The sequence below is a fragment of the Streptomyces griseofuscus genome, assembly GCF_014673495.1.
Classification (GTDB): domain Bacteria; phylum Actinomycetota; class Actinomycetes; order Streptomycetales; family Streptomycetaceae; genus Streptomyces; species Streptomyces murinus.
Window position 1 is genome coordinate 3,577,991 of the sequence record NZ_CP051006.1, and the last position, 22,588, is coordinate 3,600,578.

At 73.0% G+C, this 22,588-nt stretch carries 17 protein-coding genes; 4 read left to right on the forward strand and 13 right to left on the reverse strand.

The window, feature by feature from the left end:
- The first annotated feature begins 168 nt into the window (after positions 1 to 168).
- Both HEP81_RS15725 and HEP81_RS15730 read left to right on the forward strand, forming a co-directional pair.
- Positions 169 to 1,713, forward strand: coding sequence for a PspC domain-containing protein (locus HEP81_RS15725; RefSeq protein ID WP_037655944.1), 1,545 nt, complete (start codon positions 169 to 171; stop codon positions 1,711 to 1,713).
- Complete coding sequence (locus tag HEP81_RS15730; RefSeq protein WP_037655943.1) at positions 1,700 to 1,909, forward strand: hypothetical protein; 210 nt, start codon at positions 1,700 to 1,702, stop codon at positions 1,907 to 1,909. Before HEP81_RS15725 ends, HEP81_RS15730 begins: the two co-directional genes overlap by 14 nt.
- 21 nt (positions 1,910 to 1,930) lie before the next feature.
- On the opposite strand, the gene HEP81_RS15735 is transcribed toward HEP81_RS15730, so the two are convergent.
- The 4 genes from HEP81_RS15735 to HEP81_RS15750 form a co-directional block, all read right to left on the reverse strand.
- A protein-coding gene (locus tag HEP81_RS15735) for an IS5 family transposase (protein ID WP_207748323.1) occupies positions 1,931 to 2,805 on the reverse strand; the annotation gives its coding sequence in 2 pieces (ribosomal slippage) (positions 1,931 to 2,412 and positions 2,412 to 2,805; 876 coding nt in all).
- A 409-nt stretch (positions 2,806 to 3,214) separates the two neighbouring features.
- Entirely contained in the window at positions 3,215 to 3,733 is a 519-nt protein-coding gene (locus HEP81_RS15740; protein WP_375139847.1) for a DoxX family membrane protein, read from the reverse strand.
- A 159-nt stretch (positions 3,734 to 3,892) separates the two neighbouring features.
- The gene (locus HEP81_RS15745; protein WP_037657668.1) at positions 3,893 to 5,173 is read right to left on the reverse strand and encodes a hypothetical protein; all 1,281 of its coding nucleotides are present in this window, start codon (positions 5,171 to 5,173) and stop codon (positions 3,893 to 3,895) included.
- 192 nt (positions 5,174 to 5,365) lie between these two features.
- Positions 5,366 to 6,160 carry a class II aldolase/adducin family protein gene (locus HEP81_RS15750; RefSeq protein WP_037657664.1) on the reverse strand — a complete coding sequence of 265 codons (795 nt, stop codon included), beginning with the start codon at positions 6,158 to 6,160 and terminating at the stop codon, positions 5,366 to 5,368.
- 151 nt (positions 6,161 to 6,311) lie between these two features.
- On the opposite strand from HEP81_RS15750, the gene HEP81_RS15755 reads away from it, so the two are divergent.
- Complete coding sequence (locus HEP81_RS15755; RefSeq protein ID WP_037657662.1) at positions 6,312 to 6,779, forward strand: pyridoxamine 5'-phosphate oxidase family protein; 468 nt, start codon at positions 6,312 to 6,314, stop codon at positions 6,777 to 6,779.
- 20 nt (positions 6,780 to 6,799) lie between these two features.
- On the opposite strand, the gene guaA is transcribed toward HEP81_RS15755, so the two are convergent.
- Complete coding sequence (gene guaA / locus HEP81_RS15760; RefSeq protein WP_037657661.1) at positions 6,800 to 8,374, reverse strand: glutamine-hydrolyzing GMP synthase; 1,575 nt, start codon at positions 8,372 to 8,374, stop codon at positions 6,800 to 6,802.
- 398 nt (positions 8,375 to 8,772) lie between these two features.
- On the opposite strand from guaA, the gene HEP81_RS15765 reads away from it, so the two are divergent.
- On the forward strand, positions 8,773 to 9,051 hold the full coding sequence (locus HEP81_RS15765; RefSeq protein WP_037657660.1) for a chorismate mutase: 279 nt from the start codon (positions 8,773 to 8,775) through the stop codon (positions 9,049 to 9,051).
- A 461-nt stretch (positions 9,052 to 9,512) separates the two neighbouring features.
- Here the strand turns inward: HEP81_RS15765 and HEP81_RS15770 are convergent, their stop codons facing one another.
- The 8 genes from HEP81_RS15770 to HEP81_RS15805 all read right to left on the reverse strand — a co-directional run bounded on the left by HEP81_RS15770 (position 9,513) and on the right by HEP81_RS15805 (position 22,451).
- Positions 9,513 to 11,294 carry a GMC family oxidoreductase gene (locus HEP81_RS15770; protein ID WP_037657683.1) on the reverse strand — a complete coding sequence of 594 codons (1,782 nt, stop codon included), beginning with the start codon at positions 11,292 to 11,294 and terminating at the stop codon, positions 9,513 to 9,515.
- Positions 11,295 to 11,383: 89 nt separating this feature from the next.
- Positions 11,384 to 13,012 (reverse strand): succinic semialdehyde dehydrogenase, encoded by a 1,629-nt coding sequence (locus HEP81_RS15775; protein WP_037657659.1) that lies wholly within the window; start codon positions 13,010 to 13,012, stop codon positions 11,384 to 11,386.
- A 136-nt stretch (positions 13,013 to 13,148) separates the two neighbouring features.
- On the reverse strand, positions 13,149 to 14,216 hold the full coding sequence (locus HEP81_RS15780) for a serine/threonine-protein kinase (protein WP_037657658.1): 1,068 nt from the start codon (positions 14,214 to 14,216) through the stop codon (positions 13,149 to 13,151).
- Positions 14,209 to 14,352 carry a hypothetical protein gene (locus HEP81_RS15785; RefSeq protein ID WP_157854469.1) on the reverse strand — a complete coding sequence of 48 codons (144 nt, stop codon included), beginning with the start codon at positions 14,350 to 14,352 and terminating at the stop codon, positions 14,209 to 14,211. The genes HEP81_RS15780 and HEP81_RS15785 overlap by 8 nt, the downstream gene beginning before the upstream one ends.
- Positions 14,353 to 14,392: 40 nt before the next feature.
- Positions 14,393 to 16,009, reverse strand: coding sequence for a serine/threonine-protein kinase (locus tag HEP81_RS15790; RefSeq protein WP_037657657.1), 1,617 nt, complete (start codon positions 16,007 to 16,009; stop codon positions 14,393 to 14,395).
- A 104-nt stretch (positions 16,010 to 16,113) separates the two neighbouring features.
- Positions 16,114 to 17,784 (reverse strand): serine/threonine-protein kinase, encoded by a 1,671-nt coding sequence (locus tag HEP81_RS15795; protein ID WP_037657655.1) that lies wholly within the window; start codon positions 17,782 to 17,784, stop codon positions 16,114 to 16,116.
- A gap of 121 nt (positions 17,785 to 17,905) precedes the next feature.
- Positions 17,906 to 19,606: a serine/threonine-protein kinase gene (locus HEP81_RS15800; protein ID WP_037657654.1), complete on the reverse strand. Its 1,701-nt coding sequence runs from the start codon at positions 19,604 to 19,606 to the stop codon at positions 17,906 to 17,908.
- 163 nt (positions 19,607 to 19,769) lie between these two features.
- Positions 19,770 to 22,451, reverse strand: coding sequence for a protein kinase (locus HEP81_RS15805; RefSeq protein WP_037657653.1), 2,682 nt, complete (start codon positions 22,449 to 22,451; stop codon positions 19,770 to 19,772).
- Positions 22,452 to 22,588: the final 137 nt, after the last annotated feature.

Below are 22,588 nucleotides of genomic sequence, written 5' to 3' on the forward strand. Positions count from 1 at the left end.
ACGCCCCTGATCTTCCCCGGGGCCGGGTCGGGGGCCTCGCTCCCGCACCGGATCCGGCCGCTCCGCGCAGCTCGAACGCTTCCCCCGGCCCGCCTCAGGGCCGATTTCAGGGTTCGCCCAGGGTTGTCCCGACTGCCGCCGCGCCGTCCCGGCCGTCACCATGGACTCATGACGGATCACGAGCACGCCGCGACGGGTCCGGGACCCGGCGGCCCACGCCCGGCCCCGGGCACCGGGCCGACGGATGCCGCGCGCGCCGCGACGGAAGGGACGGGCGCGGCCACCGGCGGCTCCGCCCCTCGCGCGGAGGGGACAGAGAAGACGGACCACGCGAAGAAGACGGACAGCACGGGCTCCGGATCGGGCCAGGCCCGGGGCGAGGGACGGCCGCAGGGGCCCACGCGGCAGCCCGGCCCCGCCGAGGACGCACCCGAGCGGTTCCGGCGCGGGCGCCGGTACAAGATGATCGCGGGCGTGTGCGCGGGGCTCGGCCGGCAGGCCGACATGGACCCGGTGATATTCCGGATCGCCCTGGCCGTCCTGTCCGCGACCGGCGGTATCGGTCTCATCTTCTACGGCTTCGTGTGGCTGCTGGTGCCGTACGAGGACGAGGAGGAGAACGAACTGCGCAAGCTGCTGACCGGTCGGGTCGACGGCCAGGCGCTGGCCGCGGTGCTCTTCGCCCTGGTCGGCTGCGGGACCTTCCTGACCATGCTGAGAAACGGCGCGGCGCTGGCCTTCGCCGCGGTGCTCTCGCTGATGCTCGCGGGCGCCGGGTACTGGTCGCGGCGCCGTGGCGCCCCCGACCCCGACCCGCTCGCCGCGCAGGCCGCCGCCGACGCGCCGCCGGAGGCGCAGGCACCGCCGGTCGCCATCAACTTCCCGTCGTGGTGGCGGGACCCGATCGTCAAGGACGGCACCCATGTCGGCGGCACCGGCTATCTGTGGGGGCCCGGCGACGCCCGGATCCGGGACGGAGACCTGCTCTCGGTCGTCGACGTCCGCCTCGCCACCCCCTGGACCCACCCCGGCGCCGCGCAGCAGAAGCCACCGCCCCCCGCGCCGCCGAAGCCGCGCGGACCGCGCTGGATAGGCGGCCCGGTGTTCCTGCTGGCACTGCTGGCGGGCGGCCTGGGCTCCGGGCTGACGTGGCACACCCACACCCTGGGCGCCAGCCTTCAGACCGGATTCGCCTGTGCGCTGGCCGTCTTCGGCCTGGGCATCGCGGTCAGCTCGTTCCTGGGCCGCACCGGCGCCGGGACGGTGTTCCTGGCGATCGTCACGGCGGCTCTGCTCGGCGGCGCGGCGGCGATGCCCCGGGACATCACCACGCACTGGCGGGAGACGTCCTGGATACCCGGCACCTCGGCGCAGGTCCAGCCGGCGTACGAGCTGGGCACGGGCCGGGGCACCCTCGACCTGACCCGGGTACGCACGGCCAAGGGGCAGACCGTCAGCACGGACGCGCACATCGGGGCCGGGCAGCTGAAGGTGATCGTGCCGGCCGACGCGACCGTGCGGATGAACATCGATGTGGGCGTGGGCGACATCAAGTTGCCGGGAGAGAGGAACGGAAAGGACGTGGACGTGCTGCCGCAACGGCACCGGGAAGTGACCCTGCCACCGGCCAAGGGCGGCAAGGACAGCGGCACCCTGGACCTCACCCTCGAAGTCGGGGCCGGAGAGGTGGAGGTGGACCGTGCTGCGCCATGAGTTCCGGCCGGGGAAGCTGGTCGCCGGATTGTTCCTCGTCGCCACCGGGGTGGTGTACGCCGGGGACGCGGGCGGCCTGTGGAAGACCCCCTGGTTCGCGATCGTCCCGCTGGTGGTGGGCGGCCTGTGCCTGGCCGGTGCCACGGCGACACTCAACCGGGCGATACGCGGACGGGGCGGGGCCGAAGGGGGCTAGGGCGTGTTGTGAAAGTGCTGGTCAAAGCCACTCGTTGATGGCTGCGACCAGCACTGTCGCTTCGTAGCGGACGGCGAGTTTGTCGTACCGAGTGGCGACGGCCCGGTGGCGTTTGAGCCGGTTGATCCCGCACTCGACCGCGTGCCGCTGCCTGTAGTCGTCCTTGTCGAACGCCGGTGGACGCCCGCCGCGCGAGCCGCGCTTGAGGCGGTTGCGGACGCGGTCCGCAGGGACTGGGATGGTGGCTTTGATGCCGCGTCTGCGCAGGTAGGAGCGGTTGCTGCGGGAGTCGTACGCCTTGTCGGCCCGCACCCGGTCCGGCCTCTTGCGCGGCCTGCCGAGTCCCAGCCTCGGAACCCGGATGGCTTCCAGGACCGCTTCGAACTGCGGGGAATCGCCCCGCTGTCCAGCCGTGATCACGACGGACAAGGGCTTCTGCCCCTGCTCGACCGCGAGGTGGATTTTGCTGGTCAGCCCGCCGCGGGATCGTCCGAGACCGTGGTCGGCCGGCTCGACGAAGATCCCGCCGGGCGGTTCCTTCTGGAGATCCCCCTTTTCACCGCGCCGGCAGCGTGCTGGTGAGCCCGGCAGACGGTGGAGTCGACGTTCACGTCCCAGGTGACCAGGCCCTCCGCATCGGCCTCGGCCTGGAGCTGGGTGAGGATCCTCGCCCAGGTGCCGTCCCGCTGCCAGCGCCGGAACAGGTCATAAACCCGGTCCCAGGGCCCGTAGCGTTCGGGCACGTCACGCCATGGGGCACCGGTCCGGGTCCGCCACCGTATGCCGTCTATCAGCTGCCGCCGCGTCCACACCTGCGGACGACCCGGCTTGATGCCTTGCGGCAGCAACGGCTCAAGCCGGGCCCACTGGCCGTTCGTCAGATCCCCACGTCCCACGAAAGGTGATCATCAACGAACAAGATCCACTTTCGCAACAGACCCTAGGCGGACGGCGGTCCCTCGGGGCCGGGGCCACGCATCGGCCGAGGTCACGCGCGAGGTCACACGAGGCGAGCCGCCACCGTCCCCAACGGCTCCGGCAGCGCTGCGGCGCGACGGCACGGACGCACGCACGGAGGCACGGCGGGGACGCAACGCAGCGATACCGGTCGGCCGCCCCAGGTACCCGGCCCCTTCCCACAGACCGGGAGCCGCCCCACGGACAGCAGACCGGCGAGCCGACCTCGCACCCCAACTCCGCACCCTCGATCCCCGCCCTGGCCTCAGCCCCGACCCTGACCCCAGCACCAACCCGCAGCCCGCAGCCCGCGACCGCGACCCCAGCCGCCCTACCCCCTCAACCGCCCTACAGATAACCGAGCGTCCGCTGCCGTCCCCGTGCGCGCCATGCCGCGTCCAGCGAGAGATACGGGGCTCCGGCGAGGATCAGGGGCAGCCAGGCCATCAGGTAGGCGAGGTCGTTGCCGTAGTAGTACGGGGTCGTCGCCCAGCTCATGGTCAGCCACAGGCTGAGGGAGATCAGTGCGCCGCCCAGGGCGGCGAGGCGGCCGAGCAGTCCGAGGAGGGTGGCGACGCCGACGGCCAGTTCGCCGAGGGCGATGGCGTAGCCGAAGCCGACCGGGCTCTTCAGGGCGAGGTCGATCAGGGCGGGGAGGGCGGCGGTGCCGCGGGCCGCGTGCATGGTGTCGCCGATCGAGCCGGCGCCGGCGGCCCTCATGAAGGCGCTGTCGGTGAGCTTGTCCAGACCCGCGTAGAGGAAGGTGACGCCGAGGAAGACGCGCAGGGGCAGCAGGGCGTAGTGGGCGGCGGTGTCCCGCCAGCCGTTGCGGCTGTTCAGCCGGGGGGTGCGCGTGTCCATCCGCATACCGGTCATCCTGCCTGCCGCCTCTCGCCCGCTGTCCCTGCCGTACCTGCCCGCTCTCCCGACCATATGTATGACAAGGAGGGGACGCTCAATCATCGCCCAGGGGTTGTTCCGGATTTCAGGCGTTCGTATGAGAGGAGGATCGCGAGTGGCGGAAGCTCACTCGGTGATCTGGACCGTGTAGCGGTTGGTCGGCACTCCGGCCGCGGTCACCACCTGGACATCCACCGAGCCGGGCTCGACGTCGGCCGGGACGGGGACGGTCAGGACGGTGTCCGTGGGGTTGCGGAAGCCGCCGGTGACCGGGACCAGCGGGACATGGACATCGACTGCGCCGATGCGGACGACCATGCGGGAGAGCCGTTCGGCGGTCCGGGCGCCTGGTGGGACGAAGCCGGTGCCGCGGATCTCGATATCGTCGCCGGTGCGGATCGGGCCGTCCAGGTCGCCGGGTTCGCGGGCGCGGACCACGGAGAGGATGACCGCGCGGCCGCCCTCCGCGTACTTGCCCGCCAGATAGGTGGCGGCCGAGATCAGGACGACGACCGCGAGCCCCCAGGGCAGGTCGGGCAGTTGGTCGGGGCGGCGGGAGAGCCGGACGGCGGCGAAGGCCAGGGCGACGGCGCTGACGGCGACGTACTGGATGTCGGCGAAGGCGCCCCGGCCGGAGTCGTCGGTGAGCAGGTCGGCGGCGCGCGGGCGGTGGGCCGGGACCTTCTGTAGCCGCTGGGCGAGGATGCGCAGGCCCACCACCCGGCGGACCAGGACGGCGATCCCGCACACCACGGCGAGGACGGTCACCACGCCGGCGCCGCGGGCGAGGTCGAGGCCCGAGATGAGCGCGTCGCGTTCGGCGTGGTCGGAGGCGGCGGCCAGGCGGGCGGCGAGCAGCAGGACGGCGTAGCCGATGAACAGGACCCAGCACACAGCGACGGCACGAGAGGTGGACATGCGATGGTCCTCGCCGATCACCGGGGCGAGAGCACCGCCCCGCGCCCGGTGGAACCAGCAGGCGGCGGTCAACGCGCCGGCCACGACGACGGCGGCGAGCAGGGCCGCGGTGCGGGCGGTGGTCCAGCCGGCGCCGATCGCGGTCAGCGCCTCGCCGAGCAGCAGGGCGAACACCGCGCCCCACACCGTGCACAGGGTGCGCAGCCACAGACGGGTGAGCCACATCTCGCCCTCGGCGCGGCCGCGTTCGGCGACGGCCTCCGCGCGCTGGGTGAGCTCCTCGGAGACCCACTGGCGGGAGGCCGAGGGAGAGTGGGCCACGGCGGCGGGCAGGCCCTGGCCGGCGGCGAACTCGTCGCGGCGTCGCAGGAACGCGGCGACGGCCCGCCGGTGTCCCTCGCGGGCGCCGTGCGGACAGTCCCCGCAGCCGCAGCCGCCCTCATGGACACCCTCGGCGTCCGCGCCCTCTCTGGCCTCCTGCACCGCCACGTCCGACGCCCGCCTTCCCCGCGACCTCGCGGCACGGCCGACGGCCTCTCGGTGAGCCGTCCCGCCGTGCAACTCCCGTATGTCAACAGCGAATTGTGCCCTACCGGGACCCGCCGGGGCCCACCGACATGATCCTGGAGGGTGAACTGTCGAGCAGCGTATTGACGGGGCTGCTCCCCGCCGCCCCGCGGCTCAGCCGAGCAGATCGGGTTCGCTGCGGGTGACCTCCCGCCAGAGGGGCTGGTAGTTGATCCAGGCCACGAGGTCGCCGCCGAGTTGTTCGCGGGTGGCGACGGCGAGTTTGTGCTCGATGAGGACCGGCCGGCCGGCCGCGCGGGCCAGCAGCTGCACCTGGCAGGAGCGGTCCATCGACAGGAACCACCAGGCGGCGGCGTCCACGGAGCCGCCGACGGTGAGCAGCCCGTGGTTGCGCAGCACCAGCGCCTTGCGGGAGCCGAGCGCGGCGGCGATGCGGCGGCCCTCCTCGGCGTCGACGGTGACACCGGTGTAGGCGTCGTAGAGGGCGGCGTCCTCGTAGAAGGCGCAGCTCTCCTGGGTGAGGGGGTCGATGAGGTCGCCGAGGGCGGCGAGGGCGCGGCCGTGCACGGAGTGGCAGTGGGCGACGGCGACGACGTCCGGGCGGGCGGCGTGGACCTGGGCGTGCACGGTGAAGGCGGCCTGGTTGACGTGGTAGCGGCCCTCGATGACCTGTCCGTCCTGGTTGACGAGGACGAGGTCGCTGACGGTGACGTGCCGGAAGGGCATGCCGAAGGGGTTGACCCAGAAGCAGTCGCTGAACTCCGGGTCCCGGGCGGTGATGTGGCCGGAGACGCCGTCCTCGAAACCGTTCCGCCCGAAGATCCGCAGGGCTCCGGCGAGCCGTTCCTTGCGGTGCCGGCGCTCGTCCTCGACCGAGTCGTGCATCGGCGGCATGGCGAACTGCAGCTGGTCGGTGGACAGCGGCAGCGGCGGGGTGGGCCCGGACATAGGTCCTCCAGCGCTGGTAGGCGGTACGGGCCGGAAGTTACCGCCGGTCAGCCCAAAAGGGCAGGGCTGTGCCGTAAAGATGGCGCGCAGATGGAGATCGGAAGAGAAAGGCGACAGGAGATGTCGGGTTGGGCGAGCACACTCGGCCGGTATGAACTGGGCAGACTTCACCGCGGCCGAGCCGGACTTCGCGGCGGCCGTCGAGCGGCGCCTCGGCGCCTTCCGGCACCACGTCCTCGTCACCCTCCGCCGGGACGGCTCGCCCCGTCCCTCCGGGCTGGAGGTGCGCTTCCTCGGCGGCGAGCTGTGGCTCGGCATGATGCCGGGTTCGTTGAAGGCCCGCGATCTGCTGCGCGATCCGCGGTTCGCGCTCCAGGCCAATCCGGGCGAGGGCACCACGATGGCCGGCGGGGACGTACGGATCGGCGGGCGGGCCTACGAGGTCGGGCAGGGGGCGGCGAAGGCCGGGTATGTGAAAGAGGTGGAACCGCCGGAGCCGTTCCACCTCTTTCGCACCGAGTTGACGGAGGTCGTGCGGACCTGTGTCGAGGACGACCGCTATCTGGTCGTCCGGGTCTGGAAGCCGGGAGAGCCGGTGCGGACTCTCAGGCGGACCTGAGCCTCAGGCGAGGGCGAGGCCTACTCCCACTCGATGGTGCCCGGCGGCTTCGAGGTGACGTCGACGACGACGCGGTTGACGTCCCGGACCTCGTTGGTGATGCGGGTGGAGATGCGGGCGAGGACGTCGTAGGGCAGCCGGGACCAGTCGGCGGTCATGGCGTCCTCGGAGGAGACGGGACGCAGCACGATCGGGTGACCGTAGGTGCGGCCGTCGCCCTGGACGCCCACGCTGCGGACATCGGCGAGCAGGACCACCGGGCACTGCCAGATCTCGCGGTCGAGGCCGGCCGCGGTCAGCTCCTCGCGGGCGATGGCGTCGGCGTCGCGCAGCAGGTCCAGGCGCTCCTTGGTGACCTCGCCGACGATGCGGATGCCGAGGCCCGGACCCGGGAACGGCTGGCGCTGGACGATCTCGTCCGGCAGGCCCAGCTCCTGGCCGACCATCCGGACCTCGTCCTTGAACAGCTTGCGCAGCGGCTCGATCAGCTTGAACTCGAGGTCCTCGGGCAGGCCGCCGACGTTGTGGTGCGACTTGATGTTGGCGGTGCCGGTGCCGCCGCCGGACTCGACCACGTCCGGGTAGAGGGTGCCCTGGACCAGGAACTCCACGGCCGGGCCCGCGTCGGCGATGATCTCGGCCTGCGCCTGCTCGAAGACGCGGATGAACTCCCGGCCGATGACCTTGCGCTTCTCCTCGGGGTCGCTGACCCCGGCGAGGGCGTTCAGGAAGCGCTCCTCGGCGTCGACGACCTTCAGCTGGACGCCGGTGGCCGCGACGAAGTCCTTCTCGACCTGCTCGGTCTCGCCCTTGCGCATCAGACCGTGGTCGACGTAGACGCAGGTCAGCTGGGAGCCGATGGCCTTCTGCACCAGGGCGGCGGCCACGGCGGAGTCCACGCCGCCGGACAGGCCGCAGATGGCGCGCTTGTCGCCGACCAGCTCGCGGATGGCCTCGACCTGCTCCTCGATCACATTGCCCGTGGTCCAGGTCGGCTCCAGGCCCGCGCCGCGGTACAGGAAGTGTTCGAGCACCTGCTGGCCGTGCGTGGAGTGCATGACCTCGGGGTGGTGCTGGACGCCGTAGAGCTTCTTCTCGTCGTTCTCGAACGCGGCGACCGGGACCAGGTCGGTGGACGCGGTGACCGAGAAGCCCTCGGGGGCGGCGGAGCAGGCGTCGCCGTGAGACATCCAGACCTGCTGCTCGTCCGGGGTGCCCTCGAAGAGGGTGGAGGAGGACTTGGAGACGTGCAGGTCGGTACGGCCGTACTCACGGGCGCCGTTGTTGTCGACGGAGCCGCCGAGGGTGAGCGCCATCAGCTGGAAGCCGTAGCACATGCCGAAGACGGGGACGCCGGCCTCGAAGATCTCGCGGTCGAGGCGGGGCGCGCCCTCCTCGTACACCGACGAGGGGCCGCCGGAGAGGATGATCGCCGCGGGCTTCTTGGCGAGCATCTCCTGGACCGGCATGGTGCTCGGCACGATCTCGCTGTAGACCCGCGCCTCGCGGACGCGTCGGGCGATGAGCTGGGCGTACTGCGCACCGAAGTCGACGACCAGGACGGTGTCGGGGGCAGTGGGAGTCGCTGATGACACGGGGTGCCTTCTGGTGGTCCGGGCGGGGGTCTGTACTACGAGTCTAACGGTGCGGGCGCAAAGCCCTCCGCCGAGCCGAAGGCCCTCGCGGACGGGCCACCGCACCTGACCCGGACCGGCCGCCGTGCCGGACGAGCCGACCGCGGGCGGGACCGCCGTACCGGACGAGGGCCCCGCCGTACCGGCGCCGTGGCATACTGGCCCCATGCTTCAGCACGCGACCTTCGTCTTTACCTATGGCATCCGGCCCGCCGGTTGCCATGGTCGTGCTGCTTAGCCGAACGCTTAAGCGACATCCCAGGCGCCCCGGGCCGACAAGGCCCGGGGCGCCTGTCGTTTCTCCGGGTCACACCGTTCCAGGGCATCCGCGTCAGTACGAACGATCAGGAGCCCCCGCCATGAGCACCACCACCCCCGAAGAGACCGCCGCGACGCCGGAGGCGACCATCGCCGCCGCGCGGGAGCGCATCGACGCGATCGACGACCGGATCATCGGCCTCATCCAGGAGCGGACGGCCGTCTCCGCCGTGGTCCAGCAGACCCGTATCTCCTCCGGCGGGCGGCGGGTCAGCCTCTCCCGCGAGATGGAGATCCTCGGCCACTACCGCGAGGCGCTGGGCAAGCCCGGCACCTCGCTCGCCATGACCCTGCTGGAGCTGTGCCGGGGCCGTATCTGACTCGGCTGATTATCCGACGTGAGTTCGGCCCCCGTCTCACCCGTACGGCGCGTGACCGCCGCACGGAAGCCTTCGTTAGCGGGGTGTCCGTGCCAGCCAGGGGCGGGCCCGACAGAACCACGCGTGGCTCGCTGGGGCGATGAGGTGTACGGGTCGTGCCGTACGCCGTGGGACCTCGCTCCAGGGAAGTGACCGGACGGCAGGGGACAGCAGCCCGGTCACCAAGAGAACGGTCGGCTCCGGGGACGCCCGGAGCCGACCGACGGAACACCGGTCCCCGTCCCCACATGACCAAGGCATGAGAAGAGGGACCTGCATCCCCCTCCGAAGGCAGGTCCCTCTCCACCGTCTTCTTGATCCGGTAGCAGGTTTGATCGGCGACGGCGGAGGAGGGTTGTGCCGGGATCCGGGATTTTCGAGTGATCCGGGTCACACCACCCGGGTCGTATAGCCGCGCGGGGCTACTCGGCCTTCGGCGGCACCGTCGGCATCCCCAGGAACGGCAGCCGCAGCGCGCCGAACGCCTCCGCCGGGACCGCGGGCGACTGCGGCTCCACCGGCTTCAGCCGCTCGTACGACGCCCCCGGCGCCGGCCGCGGATCCGCCTCGCCCTTGTTCGGCCAGAACGACATGGCCCGCTCGGCCTGCGCGGTGATCGTCAGCGAGGGATTGACGCCCAGGTTCGCCGAGACCGCCGCGCCGTCCACGACCGAGATACCGGGGTGGCCGTACAGCCGGTGGTACGGGTCGATCACCCCGGTCTCCGCAGAGTCGCCGATGGGGCAGCCGCCCAGGAAGTGCGCGGTGAGCGGGGTGCCCATCAGCTCGCCGACATTGCTGCCAGGGAAGCCGTTGATCTCGGCGGCGAGCGCGGCGGCCGCCTCCGAAGCCGCCCTGATCTGCTTGGGGTTGGGCGCGCCGTGCCCCTGCCGCGCGGTGAGCAGGCCCTTGCCGATGCCGTCCGGCTTCAGATACGTCGTCAGCGAGTTGTCCAGGGACTGCATCACCAGGCCGATGATGCTCCGCTCCGACCAACGACGGTTGGACAGGGAGCGCAGCACCAGGGTGGGGTGCCGGGCCGCGTTCGCCAGCCAGGCCAGCGCCCGCGAGGAGCCCTCGGTGTACGGCACCTGGAGGATGGACAGACCGCCCATCGCGTTGGAGCCCTTGCCGTAGCGGACCGGCTCGATGTGGGTGTTCTCGTCCGGGTGGATCGAGGAGGTGATCGCGACGCCCCGGGTGAAGTCGGCCCGCGGGGTGCCGTGCGCCTTGCGGTAGCGGTGGTTGTCGGTCTGCGCGCCGACCAGCGCCTCCGAGTTGGTCCGGGTCAGCACGCCCAACCGGGGCGAGAGGTACGGCAGTTGGCCGTTCGCCTTCATACGGTGCAGCAGGGTCTGGGTGCCGTACGTACCGGCCGCGATCACGACCCGGCGCGCGGTGAACAGCCGTCCCGCGCCCTTCTTCTTGCGGTCCGTCGGCAGGGTGGCCACCGCGTAGCCGCCGCGCGAGTCGTCGGTGACGGAGACCACCGTGGTCATGGGGTGGACCACCGCGCCCGCCTTCTCGGCGAGATGGAGGTAGTTCTCGTTCAGCGTGTTCTTGGCGCCGTGCCGGCAGCCGGTCATGCACTCGCCGCACTCGGTGCAGGCGTTGCGCTCGGGACCGGCACCGCCGAAGTACGGGTCGGGCACCGGCTGTCCGGGGGACGCCTCGGCCGTGCCGTCCGCGTCCTTGCCGTCCCCGAAGAAGACGCCGACCGGCGCGAAGTGGAAGGTGTCGCCGACACCCATCCGCTCGGCGGCCGCCTTCAGATGGACGTCCGAGGGGGTCATCGTCGGGTTGAGCCGCACGCCGAGCATGCGCTTGGCCTGGTCGTAGTACGGCTTCAACTCCTCCTGCCAGTCGGTGATGTCCTTCCACTGGGGGTCCTCGAAGAACGCCTTCGGCGGTACGTAGAGGGTGTTGGCGTAGTTGAGCGACCCGCCGCCGACGCCCGCGCCGGCCAGCACCATCACATTGCCCAGCAGATGGATGCGCTGGATGCCGTACATGCCGAGCTTGGGGGCCCAGAGGTAGTTCTTCAGGTCCCAGGAGTTCTTCGGCAGGGACTGACGGGTGAAGCGGCGCCCGGCTTCGAGGACGCCGACCCGGTAGCCCTTCTCGGTCAGGCGCAGGGCGGACACGGAGCCGCCGAAGCCGGAGCCGACCACGAGGACGTCGTAGTCGTAGGAGTCCTGGGGCACGGAGTCCTGGGGCACGGGTCTCTCCTCGTTGTGTTTCGGGTGCGGGCCGTCCGTGGTCTCTCGCGCGGTTCCCCGCGCCCCCAAGCGGCTTACTTGAACCGGAGCGCCTTCAGCACGCGCAGGCTCGTGGTCATGAAGCGGGCGTAGCCCTCCTCCGACATGCCCAGCGAGGGCGCCATCGGCAGCAGCCGCTGCTGGGCGACCGTCTGGGCCTCGGTGTACTTGAGGATGCCCTCGGAGCCGTGGCGGCGGCCGAGACCGGAGTCCTTCATGCCGCCCATCGGCGACTGGACGCTGCCGTAGGCGGGGGCGTAGCCCTCGTTGATGTTGACCGTGCCGGTGCGCAGCCGGGCGGCGACCTCCCGGCCACGGCTCGAACTGGTCGTCCAGACGGAGGCGTTGAGGCCGTACGGGGTGGCGTTGGCGCGCTCGACGGCGTCGTCCACGTCCGAGAAGCGGTAGACGGAGACGACCGGGCCGAAGGTCTCCTCCTCGCAGACCGCCATGGAGCCCTCGACGCCGTCGAGGATGGTGGGCTCGAAGAAGTAGGGGCCGATGTCGGGCCGGGCCGCGCCGCCCGCGAGCACCGTGGCGCCCTTGTCGACGGCCTCGCGCACATGCCGTTCCACGGTCTTCAGCTGGCGTTCGCCGACCAGGGAGCCCATCTCGGCGCCGTAGGCGAGGGAGTTGCCGAGCCGCATGGCCCTGGTGCGGGCGGCGAAGCGCTCCAGGAAGGCGTCGGCGATCGACTCGTGGACGTACAACCGCTCGATGGAGATGCAGAGTTGCCCGGCGGAGGAGAAGCAGGCGCGTACGGCACCGGCGGCTGCCTTCTCGATGTCGGCATCGTCCAGCACCAACATGGCGTTCTTGCCGCCGAGTTCGAGGGAGACGCCGATCAGCCGGGCGGCGGCGCCCTGGGCGACCTCGCGGCCGGTGCGGGTGGAGCCGGTGAAGGAGACGTAGTCGGCGTGCTTGACCAACTCGGGCCCCACGACCGGGCCTTCGCCGAGGACGACCTGGAAGACGCCCTCGGGCAGCCCGGCCTCGATCAGCAGGTCGCGGGCCCACAGGGCGGTCAGGCAGGTCTCGGTGTCCGGCTTCATCACGACCGCGTTGCCCGCGACGAAGGCGGGCAACGCGTCGCCGACGGACAGCTCCAGGGGGTAGTTCCAGGGCGCGATCTGGCCCACCACCCCACGCGGGTGGCGCAGTTCGGTGACCTTCGTCAGGGTCGGCACGGCGCCGGTGTGCCGCTTCGCGCGCAGATAGGCGGGGGCCTTGCGGCCGTAGTGGCGGGCGGCGATGGCGACGGCCAGCACCTCCTCGTGCGCGTGCAGCCGGGCCTTGCCGGTCTCCAGCTGCACCAGGTCGAGGACCTCGGCCTGGCGTTCGAGGATCAGGTCATGGAAGCGGAGCAGGACGCCGGCGCGCTGCCGTACCGGGGTGCGCTCCCAGACGGCCTGCGCGGCACGGGCCGCCTCGAAGGCCTTGAGCACGTCCTCGGGGCTGGACTCGGGCAGGTCGGCCAGCTTCTCGCCGGTGAACGGCGTGTGGTTGGCGGTCCGGCCGGAACCGGTGACGCCCTTGGTCAGCCGGGCCACCAGCTCCGGGGTGACCACGTCGGCAGCGGTGCGGACGCCCTCGGGGGAGGGCGCGAGGGGGTTGGTACCGGCGATGTCCGGCGCCTGCGTGTCCGGGGCCTGCGTGTCCGTCATGAGGCGCAGGGTATGCCGCGGCGAACGCTTTGTGTACCCGTCGGTAACGGGGATTCACGGACTACTCACACCACGCCAGTGATCACTGGCAACGAACGGCCTGATCAGCGGGTTGCCGGTTCGAACACCCGCCCGATCAGTCGCCCGCGGGTTTTTTCGCCAGGAAGAGGGTGAGGGTGGTGAAGGGAGTGCGGCGACGGGGTGCGGGCCGGGACTCGGGGTCCGCCTGCGGCCGCGCGTCCGGCCGTGGCCGCTCGTCCGGTACGACGCCGGGGCCACGCTCTTCCGGTACGTCGCCGAGCGCGTCCCCGTCCCGTACGTCGCCGAGCCCGTGCCCGTCCCGTGCGGCGGCCGGTTCCGGTACGTCCGTCACGCCCAGGTACCCGCGCAGCTCCGCCGCCACCCGCTCCGCATCCGGCCGGGCCTCGGGCCGCTCGGCGTTCAGCCGGTCCAGGAGGGGGCCGAGCGGGCCGGGGTCCGTGTCGCCGAGGGCGGCGCGCAGCAGAGCGCCGAGTGACCACAGATCGGAGGCGGGCCCGGCCCCGGGCCCGGCCGCCCGCTCGGGAGCGACGAAGGGACCGCCCCCACCGAATCCGCCCGTGCCGAACCCGCCGCCACCGGCCCCGGCACCAGCCCCGCGGCCACCGGCCCCGGCACCACCAACCCCCGCGCCCCCTCCCCCGCCCGGCCCGTCCCCGATGCCGAAGTCGGTGAGGACGACCCGGCCCGTGCCCGATTCCAGCAGCACGTTGGCCGGTTTGAGGTCGCGGTGGACGATGCCGACGGCGTGCGCGGCGCGCAGGGCGCCGAGGACGGCGAGGCCGATGCGCGCGGCCTCGGCGGGCGGCAGCGGCCCGCGGCGCAGCGCCTCGCCCAGGGACTCGCCCTCCACCAGCTCCATCACGATCCAGGGGACGCCCGCCTCGGTGACGACGTCGTACACCGTGACGGCGGACGGATGCCGTACCCGGGTCGCGGCGCGGGCCTCCCGGTACAGCCGGTGGGCGAGCCGCCGGCTCTCCTCGTCCGTGACCGGATCGCCGGGCAGCGACGGCTCCTTGACGGCGAGCCGGGCGCGCCCCTCGCCGCCCTCGTCCTCGGCCCGCCAGACGGTTCCGGTGGGTCCGGTGCCGAGGCGGTCGGTCAGCCGGTAGCGCCCGCCGATCAGACGTGCGCCGAGCGGGTGTTCGCCGTCGTCAGCCATGTCCCATCAGTACCGTGCGCACCGCGCCGTTGTCGAAGCGGGCGGTGCGGGCACCCCACCGGCGCGGCCCGAACCCGCCGCCCGACAGCCGAACTTCGACGACACCGATACCCGAGAAGCGTGCCGAGATCACCAACACGCGTTCATACCAAGCCTGTCGAAGAAGGCTCCGGGCGTCAGAGCTTCTGCACCTCCAGGTTGGCGATCGCCGCCTTCGCGACCTGCCGTCCCCGCTCGGTGAAGTCGCCCTTGCCCGGGTACTCGACCAACAGCTGGTACATGTCGCCGGAGTGGGTGCGGTAGTAGAAGACCTGGAGTTCGCGCGGGCGGGGGTCCTGGCTGTCGTCGGTCGTGTAGACGACCGTGTTGCGCGCGGCCTCCCGGCCCTTGTACGTCGCGGTGTCGTCCGGTCGCGTCTTCGCGCCCTTGGGCATGTCGAGGGAGGACTCGCCCTGGGCGCGGAACTCCTCGTCGTCCGCGTACATCTGCGACCGCGCCGAGTTCTTGATCTCCCCGGAGTCGTCCTCCGACTTCCTGGCCAGGTCGAGCGTGATCGAGACCGCGCCGCTCCAGTCGGAGTACTCCACCCAGTTCTTGTCGGAGTCGTCCGAGCTCGGCCGGGACACCTGGTACCCGGCGGGCACGGCCAGGGTCGCGCCCAGCCTGCCCTCGGGCCGCATCGACCACCCGTCGGGCAGCGGGCCCGCGAAGGGATCGGCCAGCACGAGGTACGCCACCGCCGCGAGCGCCACCAGCGCCGCGCCCGCCCCCAGCCAGGCGGTACGACCGGGCCGCCGGCGACGGGCGGGTGGCGGGGCGGCCTGCGCCGACGGGACCGGGGACGGGGTGAGTTGCGACCGCGGCGCCGGCGGCTCGACCGCCTCCGTGAGCAGCGCGCGCACCCGCCGCGCGGACGGCCGTCGCGCCGGGTCCTTGTGCAGCAGCCCGTCGATGACCTCGGCCAGCGGGCCCCTGGCCGCCGTGGGCGGGGCCGGGGTCGCGTTGAGGACGGACTGGAGGGTCGCCGGGGTGTTGCTGCGCCGGAACGGCGAGACGCCCTCGGTCGCGGTGTACAGCAGCACGCCCAGGGACCACAGGTCGCTCGCGGGGCCGGGAAGCTGTCCCAGCACCCGTTCCGGCGCGACGTACTCGGGCGAGCCGACGAACCCGCCGGTGTCCGTGAGCCGGGTGTCGCCCTCGATCCGCGCGATGCCGAAGTCGGTGAGAACGACCCGGCCGTGCCGCCCCAGCAGCACGTTGTCGGGCTTCACATCCCGGTGCAGGACGCCCGCCGCGTGCGCCGCCTCCAGCGCGCCGAGCACCTCCAGGCCGATCCGGGCGGCCTCGCGCGCGTCCAGGGTGCCCTCGTCGAGCACATCGCCCAGTGTGCGGCCGTGCACCAGCTCCATCACCAGCCAGGGGCGGCCGTCGACCACCGCGACGTCGTACACGTTCACCACGGCCGGATGGTCGAGGCGGGCCGCGGCGCGGGCCTCGCGGCGCATCCGCTCGAAGGCGTTGGCGCGTTCCCGTTCGGGAAGGTGGTCCGGTATCCGGGGCTCCTTGACGGCGACCTCGCGGTCCACCGTCTCGTCCCTGGCCCGCCACACCGTGCCCATCCCGCCCCGGCCCAGTCTGGCCGTCAGCCGGTAACGGCCCGCGATCAGGGGTCCCTCGCCGGTGGCCGGGCCGGGGACCGTGAGCGGATCCTGTCGTGTGTGCGGCCTCGGCGGCTGAAGGACGAAGCTCGTCGTGTCGTCGGCCGCCCGGCCCGTTCCCCCGTCACTGCTCATGCACCATCCATATCGCGCCATCGCGCCCCCGATCCACCCGGAAGCGTTACCGGTCACGAACCCGTGACGCGGCGCACCGACCGGATCGCACCGACGGGATACGGTCAGTGCGCCGACGGCGAGAACGTGTCCAGCGCGACGTCGAAGTACTCCCGTGCCTCGCGCACCTTCCCGACCGGCGCCGACACCCATACGTCGTACAGCCGCCCGGACTCCTCCCAGCACAGGTCGTACGTGTGCCGCGCCCCCTCCGGGGCGCTGTAGCCGTTCCAGGTGAACTCCCAGAGCGCGGCGGGGTGTCCGGCGTGCGTGGTGCGGGTGACCCGACCGTCGTGGTAACCGGGGTTGGAAACCGACCCGTTGGCCGCCTGCCCCTTCATCACCGCCTGCGGGCCCCCGGGTTGGGGGGCGGCGATCTTGACGCCGAGCCGGTACGTGCCCTCGGGCGAGAGGTAGAACACCCGCTCCCCCTGCGGGCTGCGGGTGAAGTCGTCGGGCACGGCGAGCGAGAACCCGGCCGGGTCGCGGGCGGTGCGGTAGCCGGAGGGCGCGGTGCCGGGGCCCGGGGGCGAGGAGCCCGGCCGGGACGGTCTCGGGGTCGTGGCCGAGGGCGACGGGCCGGGGCTCGTACCGCTCGTGCCTCCGGGCGCCGGTGTCGTCGCCGTACCTCCGGGGCTCCCGCCGCCTCCGCTGTCGCCCCGGTTGATCAGCAGGGTCGCGGCCGAGCCGCCCGCCGCCGCGAGCGCCGCGATCAGCAGGGCCGCCACCAGTACCGAGCGGGACGAGGAACGCCCGGACGGGGACTCCGCCGTGACCCCGGGAGGGCCGGGAAGCGGTTCGGAAAGGCCCGGCTGGGTGGGCGGCTGCGGCACGGTCCGCGGCCGCCCCGCCCCGAGCCGGTGCCCGCGCGCGGTGCCCGGCGCGTCCGGTGTCTCGGGGGTGTGCCCGGTCTCCAGATAGCCGCGCAGCATCCGCTCGGCCTGTGCCGCGCCGAGCCGCCGGTCCGGGTCGCGCTCCAGCAGCCCCCGTACGACGGGTGCCAGCGGCTCGGCCTCGACGGGCGGGCGGATCTCGGCCGCAACGACGGCGTGCAGGATGCCGCCGAGCGAGTCGCGCCGGAACGGCGACTCGCCGCTGAGCACCGTGCACAGCAGCGCGCCCAGCGACCACAGGTCGGACTCCGGGCCGGTGCGCACCCCGGACATCCGCTCGGGCGCTGTGTACTCGGGCGAGCCGACGAAGGACCCGGTCTCGGTGAGCGTGGTGGCGCCCGCGACCTGCGCGATACCGAAGTCGGTGAGCACGACCCGCTCGGTGCCGGACTCGATCAGCACGTTCGCGGGCTTGATGTCCCGGTGCAGCACCCCGGCCTCGTGCGCGGTGTCCAGCGCGCTGAGCAGGGCGATGCCGATCCGCGCGGCCTCGGCAGGGGACACCGGGCCGTGCCGGGCGATCCGGTCGGCCAGCGAGCAGCCGTCGATCAGCTCCATGACCAGGTACGGCCGTTCGTCCTGCTCCACCACGTCGTGCACGACGATGATGTGCGGATGCCGCAGCTGCGCGACCGCGCGCGCCTCCCGGAACGTACGGTCGCGGCGGCGGCGCGCGTCGTCCTCCGGGAGCGAGTCGTCCGCGAGGATCTCCTTGACCGCGACGAGCCGGCCCAGCAGCTCGTCGCTCGCCCGCCATACGACGCCCATGCCGCCGCGCCCGATACGCGCCTGGAGGCGGTAACGGCCGGCGATCACCCGGAAGTCGGCGCCCTCGGTCCCCATGCGCCCATCATGCCGCAACGGACCCATCCGCTCCGGGGCTCCGATCGGCCAAGCCGCACGGTTCAGTGACTCGTTTTCAGCCGTTTCAGTCGCAAAGAGCGCCCGTTCGGCTCAGCGCCGGTCATCTCGTCTGACCCGGCTGCTGCCAGCTCTGGAGCACCCACTTGAACTGCTTGCCGGTCATCGGCCAGTCGGCGGCGGGCCCGGACATGTACAGGGCGTACTCGGTGCCCTCGCGCGAGAAGTACGTCTCCTCGACGGCGTGCCGCGGTCCCGCCACGTACGGCGGGTCCTTCTTCAGCGCGTTCCAGGTGTACTCCCACAGGGAGCCGTTGCGGTCGCGGTAGACGTTCTGCTTGAGGGTCACCCGCTGGTAGCCGACCAGCCGTTGGAGCTGCTGCTCCAGGTCCTTCTGGTGTTCGTAGGCGTCGGCGAAGTCCGGCGAGGTGTCGATGGATATCCGTACGAAGTGCTTGCCGCCGTCGGGGGTGTAGTCGATCTGCTTCAGGGGACCGTTGATGCCGTAGACCTTGCGCTTCCAGCCCTTGGGCAGGGAGATACTGAAGCCCAGCGGGTCGTGGTGGGTCTCCCAGCTGTCCGGGACGGTGCCGGTGTCCGGGTCCTGGTCGCCGCCGGGGCTCGCCGAGGAGGCCGGGCCGGGGTTCGTGCCGTCGTGCGCCGCGCTGTCGTGCCGTGCGTTGTTCCACTCCTGGAAGCCCACCGCCGCGCCGCCGCCGAGCACGGCCGCGGCGGCGACGACCAGCGCGAGCGTGCGCAGCCTGCGCCGGGGCCGGACCGGCCGCCCGCCGCCGTGCCCGCCCGGCACCGGACCCACGGCGGTGGGCCCGACGGCCGACGGACCGACCGGCGTGGCCGGAACGCCGGTGGCCGAGCCGTTCACGGCGCGGGCGTTCGCGGTCTGCCCCGGCGTGCCGTAGCCGCCGGTGCTCCCCGGCCCGTGCAGGCCGGAGGTCTGGGTCGGCACATACGCCTGCGCGGCGTTCGGCCGGCGGCCCTCGGCGGCCTCGGCGAGCATCTGCTCGGCCTCCTCCGCGCTCGGCCGCCGCTCCGGCTCCTTGCGCAGCAGCGCGGAGATGACCGGGCCGAGCGGCCCGGCGTTCACCGGCTGTTCGGCCTCCTCCTCGACGACCGCCTGCATGGTGCTCAGCGGCGAGGTGCGGCGGAACGGCGAACGCCCCTCCACGGCCGTGTACAGCGTCGCGCCGAGCGCCCACAGGTCGGAGGCGGGGCCGGGGTCGTGGCCGCGCACCCGCTCGGGCGCGAGGTAGTCGACCGAGCCGACGACCTCTCCGGTGCGGGTGATGGTGGAGTCGCCCTCGATCTGGGCGATGCCGAAGTCGGTGAGCAGCACCCGTCCGTCGCGGCCGAGGAGAACGTTGCCGGGCTTCACATCGCGGTGCAGCACCCCGGCGGAGTGCGCGGCGCGCAGCGCACGCAGCACCCACAGCCCGATCCGCGCGGCCTCCCGCGGCTCGATGCGCCCCTGCTCCTTGACCGCGTCGGCCAGCGAGTTGCCCTCGACCAGCTCCATCACGATCCAGGGCCGGCCGTCGTGGTCGAGGACGTCGTGCACGGTGACGACCGCGGAGTGGTTGATGCGCGCCGCGGCCCGCGCCTCGGCCCGGGTCCGGGCCAGCAGGACCGCCTGGTCGCTGTCGGAGACATAGAGCGCGGCGGTCAACTCCTTGACGGCGACCGCCCGGTGCAGCACCTCATCGTGGGCACGCCAAACCCGGCCCATGCCGCCGCTGCCGATGGATTCGGCAAGCCGGTAGCGGCCCGCTATGAGCAGGCCCTGCATCTGATTCACGTTGCCCCGCAATGCTCTTGTCAGGGTCAGACTAAGGACCGGCCCGTTCGCAGGGAACAAGCGGGGTCCCAAGGAAACCGCACTGTGACGATGGTCATTTCCGCGTGAGAACGGGAACCGGCGCGCCGGGCCGGGCCCGTTGTGTACGCCGTGCTCAACCGGTGTAGCGGTACGTCGCGGTAGCTTCCTCGTACAGCCTGGTCACCTCGTCCCGGTCGGCGTCCGGGCCGCGGACCTGGAGGATGTGGTACCGGCCGTTCAGCAGGATCGCCATGTTGCGTACGTAAAGATCGCGGCCCTGTCCGTCGGTCCAGGTGAACTGCCCTTCGGCCATGGTCCGTCCGCCCACCTCGATGGTGCGCAGCCCGGTGGCGGTGGCCCAACTGGAGTCCCGGTACGGCTGGAGCTCGCGCTCCTTGTCCCGCTGATAGGCCATCGGATCGCTGCCGTACGCCGCCGAGCCGTCCCGTCCGGGTACGACCATCAGCTCGAAGTCGCCGTGCGCGTAGACGACTTCGCCGCTGCCGTTCTTCGGAGTGCGCGTCCAGCCTTGGGCGACGGCGATGTCGAAGCCCTCGGGGTCCTTGCGCAGGGTGAACCCGGCGGGCACGGAGGAGGTGCCGCCCGCCTGGGTGTCGGAGGCGGAGGGGCTGTGCCGGGAGGCGGCGGGTGCGGGGCTCGACCGCCCGGCCGAGGGGGTCGGGCCGGTCCCGCTCCGCCCGTGCGACGCGTGCTTCGGCATGAACAGCATCGCGTACGCGACCGCGCCGGCCAGCAGCAGGAGGATCAGCACGAGCAGCATCCGGCCGAGCCTGCTCGGCGAACCCCCCTCCTCCCGGTCCCGCTTGTGCCGGGCGTGCGCGTCGGGGAGCCCGGCGCGGCGCCGCCGCACCAGTTCGCCCCGGCGCCGGACGATCGGCAGCCGCCGGGGGTCGGGCGGCACCGGCACCACCCGGGTACCGGCCTCCGGCTCGGGCGCGGACCGCACCAGCGAGCGCAGCCAGCCGCCCAGTTCCTCGAAGTCGGGCCGCTCGGTGGGGTCCTGACGCAGCAGGGACTCCACCACCGGCCGCAGCGGACCGCACTCCTCGGCGTACGCGGGCGGCTCAGCGCACACCAACTGCACCAGTTCGGCGGTGGATTCCTCGGGATAGGGCGCGTGCCCCTGCACCGCGCGGAACAACAGCGCGCCCAGCGCCCACAGATCGGTGGCCGGCCCGACCGGCGCGGCCAGCTGCCAGTTCTCGTGCACGGGCCCGGCCTGCTCCGGCGCCCATCGCTCGGTCACCGGCCCCACCACGGCCATCCGCGCCTGCCGCGCCCGCTCGGCCGCGAGCGCCCCGCCGGGCCGCGCCCCGGAGGCGGCCGCCGCCTCGTCCCAACGGGCCTGACCCCCCGGCGGTACGGCGGCCACCGGGGCCGGGGTGTCGTGCCGCGCGGGTTCGAGTCCCCGGGGTCCCGGCGCGCCACGCGTCCCGTAGGGGTCGGCGGTACGACCGGGCGGCGGGACGTCGGGACGGGGGGCGGGTACGGCGGGGTACGGCGAGTCGGCCGACCGGTGCGGCGCCGGGGCCGCGGGGCGGGGCGCCTGGCCCTGGCGGTGGGGCGCGCCTTGCGGGTGCGGCTGCTGGGGGTGCGGCGGTCCTTGGGCGTACGGGGGACCCTGGGGACGCGACGCCCCTTGGGGTTGCGGCTCTTGGGGATACGGCTCTTGGGAGTACGGCCCCTGCGGGTACGGCGGCCCTTGGGGGTACGGCGACCCCTGGGGGTACGGCGCCGATCGCGCCGTACCCTCGTTCCCGCCCGCGCCCACGCCCTCGTGCTCGGCGGCCCGGTCGGCGTCCATGTCGCCCTCTGCGGCTCGCCGGGCGCCGGGCAGCGCGGCCCGTTCGCCCTGCTGGGCCTCCTGTACCCGGGCCGCGGCGCGGGCGCCCGCCCGGTACGCGGCGATGGCCCCGGCCCGCGCGGCACGGATGTCGGCGCCGCTCTCCAGCGCCCGCTGTCCCGCCGTACCGGACGCCTGGGACCCCCCGGGCGCCTCGGGCCCGCCGGACACGCCGTTCGCGCCGGGGACGCCCGGCGCACCGGCCGCCCGTGCCTGGATGGCGGCGCGCCGCGCCGCCTCCGGGTCCACGGCGTCGGGCACAACGATGTCAACGGGCCGTCGGGCACCCGGCAGGGCCTCGACGGCGCCCCCCGCATCGCCGTCCTCCTCCGCCCCCGGCACCGGGTCGTACCCGCACAGCGCCTCCTCCGCGGCGCCGGCGGCGAGACCGGTCAGCAGGACCCGGCCGTCGTCACAGACGAGGACCGTACGGGCGGTGACATTGCGGTGGACCCAGCCATGGGCGTGCAGGACGCGCAGGGCCATGAGGACGTCGGAGGCGACCTCGGCGGCGCGATAGGGCGTGAGGGGGCGCTCGGCGAGGAGCGCGGACAGCGGGCGGGCGGCGACCCACTCGCTGACGATCCACAGCGAGCCGCCCTCGGCGAAGACGTCGAAGACCTGGTCCAGCCGTGGATGATCGGGGATACGGGCCGCCGCCTGGGCGGCCTCCACGGCGCGCCGCACCGCGGGCTCGGCGGGCCGGCGTGTCGCGGCCCGCGCGGCCGGCACGGAACGCGCCCCGCGCCCGCGCGCGGTGAACCCCTCGGGCAGTCCGTCCGCGTCGAGCACCTCGGCCTCGACGACCTCCGGCAGCGGCACCTGACGGACCAGCACCTCCTGGCCGCTGTAGGTGTCGAAGGCGCGGGTGGCGGTCGGTTCGTACGCGTCGGACGGCGGCAGCGGCAGGCGGTAGCGGTCCGCCAGCACCCGGCCCGCGTAGTCGTCCATCCCGCCTGCCCCTCCCCCGGCCGCCCGGTTTGGTCACATCCGTTCGTCTCGTGGCCCGTTTCGCACCCGCGTCCGGCTCCGTACGGTCCTCAACCATTCACGATACGTGCCGGAGGCAACCCGCACCGCGCGGTTGC